7 protein-coding genes are annotated in these 6,947 nt (G+C 59.7%); 2 read left to right on the forward strand and 5 right to left on the reverse strand.

All coding sequences use genetic code 11. The annotated features are described in order from the left end of the window. Together OQK_RS22265 and tspO are read right to left on the reverse strand one after the other, a co-directional pair. A partial coding sequence (locus tag OQK_RS22265; RefSeq protein WP_038862063.1) for an alpha/beta hydrolase fold domain-containing protein occupies positions 1 to 814 on the reverse strand: 814 nt, incomplete at its 3' end. Continuing rightward, on the reverse strand, positions 811 to 1,254 hold the full coding sequence (tspO, locus tag OQK_RS22270; protein ID WP_016774353.1) for a tryptophan-rich sensory protein TspO: 444 nt from the start codon (positions 1,252 to 1,254) through the stop codon (positions 811 to 813). The genes tspO and OQK_RS22265, both read right to left, overlap by 4 nt. A gap of 163 nt (positions 1,255 to 1,417) precedes the next feature. Here tspO and OQK_RS22275 point away from each other — a divergent pair, with 163 nt between their 5' ends. Beyond that, positions 1,418 to 1,654 carry a hypothetical protein gene (locus tag OQK_RS22275; protein ID WP_016774354.1) on the forward strand — a complete coding sequence of 79 codons (237 nt, stop codon included), beginning with the start codon at positions 1,418 to 1,420 and terminating at the stop codon, positions 1,652 to 1,654. A 42-nt stretch (positions 1,655 to 1,696) separates the two neighbouring features. On the opposite strand, the gene OQK_RS22280 is transcribed toward OQK_RS22275, so the two are convergent. After that, positions 1,697 to 2,608: a magnesium transporter CorA family protein gene (locus tag OQK_RS22280; protein ID WP_016774355.1), complete on the reverse strand. Its 912-nt coding sequence runs from the start codon at positions 2,606 to 2,608 to the stop codon at positions 1,697 to 1,699. A 3-nt stretch (positions 2,609 to 2,611) separates the two neighbouring features. Further along, positions 2,612 to 4,192, reverse strand: a complete 1,581-nt coding sequence (locus OQK_RS22285; protein WP_016774356.1) for a RimK family protein — start codon at positions 4,190 to 4,192, stop codon at positions 2,612 to 2,614. A gap of 94 nt (positions 4,193 to 4,286) precedes the next feature. On the opposite strand from OQK_RS22285, the gene OQK_RS22290 reads away from it, so the two are divergent. Then, on the forward strand, positions 4,287 to 5,381 hold the full coding sequence (locus OQK_RS22290; RefSeq protein WP_016774357.1) for a GNAT family N-acetyltransferase/peptidase C39 family protein: 1,095 nt from the start codon (positions 4,287 to 4,289) through the stop codon (positions 5,379 to 5,381). A gap of 10 nt (positions 5,382 to 5,391) precedes the next feature. On the opposite strand, the gene OQK_RS22295 is transcribed toward OQK_RS22290, so the two are convergent. Continuing rightward, positions 5,392 to 6,858, reverse strand: a complete 1,467-nt coding sequence (locus tag OQK_RS22295) for a sensor domain-containing diguanylate cyclase (protein WP_157221925.1) — start codon at positions 6,856 to 6,858, stop codon at positions 5,392 to 5,394. Positions 6,859 to 6,947 lie beyond the last annotated feature (89 nt).

Genomic DNA, 6,947 nt, shown 5'->3' on the forward strand with positions numbered 1-6,947 from the left:
GCCAGCGCTCGGCGATGAGCCGCGTGTCATCCAGCAGCGGATCGAGGTCGCCGGCAAACAGTAGCGCTGGCGGCAGCCCGCTGAAATCGCCATACAGCGGTGACAGCGGTGGCTGGCGTCGTTGTTCGTCGCTGATATCCGGAGTGAGCAGGCGCAACGCTTCGACCATGCCGGGGCCGTCGAGCACCAGAGTTTCGGCGGGCGCGGTGCGCACGCTGGGTGTGCCGGTCAGGTCGTAGACGCCGTAATACAGCAGCGCGCCGCAGATCCGTTGCAGCAGTTGCGGCGAAGATTTGAGCGCGAGCAGGGTGGCCGCCGCCAGATGCCCACCGGCCGATTCACCGACGACAACCATGGGCAGCCCGGCAAATTCGCCATCGTTCAAGATGCCGTGAGTGGCGCGCAGACAGTCTTCCAGCAAGCCCTCGATCGGCGTCGTCACGGCCAGCCGATAATCAACCGACACCACCGCCACGTCGCAGGTGTTGACGATGGCGATGTTGAAGTTGTCGTTCATCTGCGCATTGCCGATCACCCAGCCGCCACCATGGAAATCCAGCACCACGCCTCTGGTTTTGCCCTTGGGGCGGATGATGCGCACGGGCACCGTGTCGATGATCTTGCGTTCGGCGCTCAGCCCATGCTGGCGCAGCTTGCCAGCGCCGCCGAGCTGACCCGCCCGCAGCAACGCCTGAATCAGCCGTGGGGTGAGGCGATTGCGAATCTTGAAACGCGGCAGCCAGGCGAGCTTTTTGTTGAACGCGCGAACCTGCGCCAGTTCGCGCTCGCCTTGCGGCCATGGAAAGTCGCTCACAGGCGATTCTTCATCAGGATCGAGGCGTTCAGCGCCGCCGCGACGCATAGCCACGCCAGATACGGGAACAGAATCAATCCGGTGACCACGTCCAGTTGCAGTGCGAGTACCACCATCACGGCGACCACCACCCACAGCACCGCCAGAATCACCAGCGCCGCCAGCACCTGATGCGCGCCGAAGAACACCGGCGTCCACAGCGTGTTCAGGGCGATCTGTGCGGCCCACAAAGCCAGCACCGTTTGGCTGCCGGGGATCAGGCTCAAGCGATAACCGGCCCAGGCCAGCAGCAGGTAGATGATCGTCCACGCTACGGGAAAGGCCCAGTTGGGCGGGGTGAAAGAGGGTTTGGTCAGCGATTCGTACCACGGGCCGGGTTTGAACATCACGCCAGTGGTTGCCGCCGCCGCACAGGCGAGAAGGAAGATGAAAAAGGTCATTGCCAGTCCTTAGCTGTGATCAGCTGTTATGGAGAGTTAAGAAGAGGACGCTTCGCTGCGCAAAAAGTTTGTTTGCAAACGCAAAATGGCAGTCAGGTTGAACTAAAAGCTGACCGTCGCGTCAGGATAAACACTGCCTTTTCCCACCGACGCGGACGACATCATGTACACCTATCACATCGAATACCGTTTCAATGGCGAGCCTCGTACTTATCTGCTCGAGCTCAAGGAAGCGCAACTGGCCGAGCACGACGCGGCGATGCATCTGCTCGAATTGCATCTGGGCGATGCCGAAAACAGCCTGGTCATGCCCACGGCGGATTCGACGCCAGAGCAGATTCTCGAGCAGGCTGAGCGGGTAGGGATTACGCATATCCGGGTGGTCAGCCGGACCAATTGACCTTCGGATGCGGCGCAGGCGTTAGCAGAATGTGCTCTGGATTCAGGCCATGCGCCGCAATACCAGCACCATGCCCGCACCCACGAAGCCCATGCAGGCGATCAGCACGGGAAAAGACATCCACCACGGAACGCCGGATGTCATCATGCTGAACTCCGACATGCCACCGATGCCGGCGATCAGGTTCAAGGGAAGGAATACGACATTGATCAGCGTCAGCTTGCGCAGGGCCCGGTTCATGCTGTTGTTGGCAAGGTTGCCGTGGGATTCGATGAGGTTGGCAAACACCTTGGCGTGAATTCTGGCCTGCTGGAAGCTTTGTTCGTTTTCCACGATCAGATCATTCAGCGCAGCCAGTTGACTGTCGCTGAAGCCCTGACGCTGCCCGTGGTTGCGCAGCAGCGTCAGCACCGCTCCGTTACTTTGAATCGCATTGACGTAGTACACGAGGCTTTCGCTCAAGTTGTACATCTGCGCCAATTGCTGATTGTCCATCGCCCGGGTGAACTGCTGTTGAATCTCCCGCGCGATCTGTTTGACCACGCGCAAATGCCCGAGATAGTGATGAACGCTTTCAGCGAGTAACGCCATCAGCACGTCCAGCGTCCCGGTCATTTGCGCATCGTGCTCCAGCCCCGAAAGCAGCGAGTTGCTCGCGCAGATGACCACCAAGCGTTTTTCGCTCAGCACCACGCCGAAGGACGAAACGTTGAATGCGCGCCCGTCGAAGCTTTCCGGGCGCTTCCAGATCATAAACAGGTGATCAGGCTTGACCTCGATGCGGGCCACTTCATCTGGGTCCAGCGACGACTCTATCGCTTGTGCGCCGATGCCCAGGCGTATGTGCAGATCCAGTTGCTCGGCTGCGTCGGGGGCGACACACAGCCAGACAGTCGCCTGGTCTTCAGATGTCCCGTGCAGTGCACCGCAATCAATGCAATAGCCTTCAATCATTGCTCACCACGCTTGGCCACGGTGTTTGCGCTCGAGCCTTTGCGTGAACGCTTGCAGCACGCGCCGATAAAGTTCGTCGCCCAGCACCGCGTCTTCGATACCCGCATCGAGGTTGGGGTTGTCGTTCACTTCGATGACCAGGACCCGATCGCCCGCCTGCTTGAGGTCGACGCCGTAGAGGCCGTCGCCGATCAGCCGCGCCGTCTGTACGGCGAGCTGCACGACTGCGGGCGGGGCTTGCTCGATGGGCACCGCCTCGCACATCCCGTTGATCTCGCCGGGCAGCGCCTTGTGGTTGTAAATCTGCCAATGCCCCTTGGACATGAAGTATCTACAGGCATACAGCGCTTCGCCATTGAGCACGCCGACGCGCCAATCGTATTCGGTGTAGCAATACTCCTGCGCCAGCAGCAGCACCGAGTGTTCGAATAACTCCTGTGCGGCAGTGGCCAGCGCTTGTGCATCGGCGACCTTGATCACACCCCGTGAAAAACAGCCATCGGGGATTTTCAATACCAAGGGAAAACCGAGGCGACGCCCTGCGTTTTCGAGCTCCTGCGGACGATCCTTGTAGAGTATTTCCGTTGCCGGCATGCCCAGCCCGCGACGCTTCAGCAAATCTGCCAGATAAACCTTGTTGGTGCAGCGCAGGATCGACGACGGATCGTCAATCACCACGAGGCCTTCGCTTTCAGCCTTCTTGGCAAACCGATAGGTGTGATCATCCACTCGCGTGGTTTCGCGAATGAACAGCGCGTCGAATTCAGCAAGACGCGCGTAGTCTTTTTTCTCGATCAACTCGACATCGATACCCAGCTGTTCGCCCGCAGCGATGAAACGCTGCAATGCCTCGGGATTAGAAGGCGGCAGGGCTTCGTCAGGATCATGGAGGATGGCCAGGTCGTAGCGGGCCACACGTTTGGAGGCCGGCTGACGCCACGTTCTGCGATTGAAGGCATCCAGTGCGTCAGCGAAGACATGCTGCTGTTCGTCGCGAAGCTTGTGCAGCGCCCCGGCCTTGATGCCTGCGATCTGCCAGGTCTCACCACGGCGGAATTCCACCAGCAGGATAGGGCAGGGGAACGCCTCGAACAGCTGACGGCCGATCTCTTGCAGCGGCTCGATCGAGGCCTTGCCGAAGTACAGCGACAGCGTGAAGGCCTCGGTTTCGCCGTACGGGTGGTTCGCCAGCGCCCGCTCCAGGGTTCGTTGCAGATCATTCAGCCCGACCCCGTAAAGCGCTTTGCGCGCCAGCTCGCTGACGGTGCGTACCGAGGGGAAAACCTTGTGTCCGCGCGCTTCGGCCAGCAATGAGCAGTAATAGCCCTGACCGAGGTATTTGTAATTGCGGCAGAGGTTGATGACTTGGGTGCGATGAGGAAAATCGTCGCTGTGTTCAAGGTAATCCTGAGCCAGCATCAGGCTCTCGCTGGGCAGGTAATCAGCCCAGTCATCCTTGCGTTCGACCAGTATGAGCAATCGACTTCCCGAGGGTTTGGGACTGGGAGGTTCCTCGCTGAGGGAGATTGTCGAATGCTCGGTTTTGTCTAATACTTCGTTCACGTTGGCTTGCACCGCTGACATGAGTAATGAATCCCTGTTGAAGAAGACGCCGCTTCAATAAATCACGGGCCTTTCGGTCTGTCCCGGTTCGTTACTCAAACTTTACGGTGCGGTCATGTCTTTTGATTTTCGCTTTGCATCCACTGACGATATCGACGATCTGGTCGAATTGGAGCGGGTGTGTTTTACCCTCGACCGGTTGAATCAGCGCAACTTCAGCTGGATGCTCAGTCGAGCGAATGCCGCGTTGATTGTCGTTACCTCGGGCGCAATCCTCTGCGGTTATGCACTGGTGCTTTTTCACCGAGGCACCTCACTCGGACGCCTGTATTCGATTGCCGTCAGGCCTGCGTGGCGCGGGCATGAGCTTGGCCAGCGTCTGCTGGAACAGGCCCAGGCCTGCGCATTGGCGCGCAACTGCGCATGGCTGCGTCTGGAGGTGCGCGCTGACAACAGCGCTGCCATCCGCCTCTACGAAGCCAACGGCTATCAGCGCTTTGCCAGCGTCGAGGACTACTACGAGGACCACTGCGAGGCGTTGCGCTACGAGAAACGCATCCTGCGCGAAACACCAGCGCCCGCGCGCCAAGTGCCGTATTACCAGCAGACCACCGAGTTCACCTGCGGCGCCGCGTGCTTGCTGATGGCCATGTCTGCCATCGATTCGAGCCGCGCCATGACCCGAGCGGAGGAAATCCAGCTGTGGCGCGAGGCAACCACCATTTTCATGACGGCGGGGCACGGTGGCTGTAGTCCTCAGGGTCTGGCATTGGCGGCCTGGCGGCGCGGTTTCGATGTGCGCCTTGAGGTCAGTCACGCGGGCTCGCTTTTTCTTCACGGCGTACGCAGCACGGAGAAGAAAGCGATCATGAAACTGGTCGAGGACGGCTTTGCCCAAGACCTGGCGGCCACGCAAGTCGAGCAGGTGCTGGGTGATTATCTGCAGATCGGCGCTGCGTTGGCGGCCGGATACAAACCGCTGGTGCTGATCAGCAGCTACCGATTCACCCGCTTGAAAGCGCCGCATTGGGTCATCATCACCGGGTGTGACGAGGACTTCGTCTACCTGCACGATCCTGATGTCGATCACAGCAAACTCAAGCGCGGCCTGGACTGCCAACACTTGCCGGTCAGTCACCAGGAATTTCTGCGCATGACGGTGTTTGGCGTACAGCGGGTTCGCGCTGCCGTGATGCTGCGCTGCCGTTGAGGAACGGTGGCTAGGCGCCGAGCACTTCCTCGCCGATACAGTAGCGATCCCTGCCTTTCTGCTTCGCGGCATAAAGCAGTTTGTCAGCCGACTCGATAAGGGTGGCGGGGCTCACTTCTTGTTCGGCCGGTTTGCCAACCGCAATACCTGCGCTGGCGGTGACGTGACCCAGCGGATGGGCTTTGTGCTCCATCCGCAAGGAGCGAATGGCCTCAAGAATTTCCTGCGCCACAAGCGCCGCCCCGCGAATATCGGTGTTGGGCAGCAACACGGAAAACTCCTCGCCGCCATAACGCACGGCCAGATCACCCGGCCGTTTTACTGCTTGCGCAATCGCTTGGCCGACGGCGCTCAGGCAATCGTCACCTGCCGCGTGCCCGTAGCTGTCGTTGTAGAGCTTGAAGTGATCGACATCGATCATGATCAGTGAGATCGACGAACCCTGGCGTCTGGCCAGGCGAATTTCGTCAATCAAGGCAGTGTCCAGTCGCCGACGGTTGGCCAGCCCGGTCAGGCTGTCGGTCAAGGCCATGTCCTTCATGGCCTGATGTGCACGCCGCAAGTCCTTTTCCATCACGATCCGTTGACGCAGTTGCCTCAAGACGATCAGTCCGAAGACCGTGAACGCGGTAATCACCGACATCAACACGAAACCGGTTTTGATCAGGTCCCAGCGCCACGGCGCAATGATCGATTCGCGGGAAAGGCCGGTTTCGACCACCAGCGGGTAGGTGCTCAAAGCTCTGTAACCATACAGACGCTGGGTGCCGTCGACGACCGCTCGGACCTCGGCGATCCCCTGACTGGAAAAGGGCAGGTAGTTCTTGAACACCTCACTGTCGGCGAGGCTCTGACCGATGACCGAAGCGATGAAGGGACGACGCACGAGGATGGTGCCGTTGCGCAGCGCCAGCACCAGGGCACCCTTGTCGTCGATCTTGAAATCGCCGTAGTAGTCGACGAAATAACTGACCTTGATCGTCCCCAGCAGCACGCCGGCGAAGGAGCCGTCCGGGTTATTCAAGCGGCGGGAAATCGGGATAATCAGGTCGTCTGTGGATTTGCTCTTGACGACATCACCGATACGCACGTTTCGATCAGTGTTGGCGCGGTGATATTGGAAGTAGTCGCGATCGGCATTGTTCGCCGGGTCCGGGATCATTTCCTTGTCGGTGACAATCCATTTGCCGTCCGGGCCGTAGATAAACAGTCCATGCAACTGCGGCATTAATTTGGCTTGCTGGACCAGTAAGTTGTGGATGCGCGGTACGTCGATGTTTTGCAGGCCATCACCTTCGACGCGCTCGCCCAGGGCGGCGGTCAGCACATCGACCTGGCGGATGGCGTCTTCGGCGTGTTGCGCGGTTGCCCGCGCGAGGTTGGTGACCGAATCACGCGCCGACGAGAAGGCTGCATGATAGTCACGCCAGGTTCGCCATCCCTCCACGCCGAGAAACGCCAGAATGACCGTCAGCATGAAGATGACTGTCAGGCGGAAAGCGGCGATCTCGCTGGCAGCTTTGATGGGAGCGGTTTGTGCGGCGTCATGCCCCCGGCTTTTGGGCA

The sequence above is a fragment of the Pseudomonas sp. R62 genome (genome assembly GCF_000257605.1).
GTDB lineage: Bacteria > Pseudomonadota > Gammaproteobacteria > Pseudomonadales > Pseudomonadaceae > Aquipseudomonas > Aquipseudomonas atacamensis.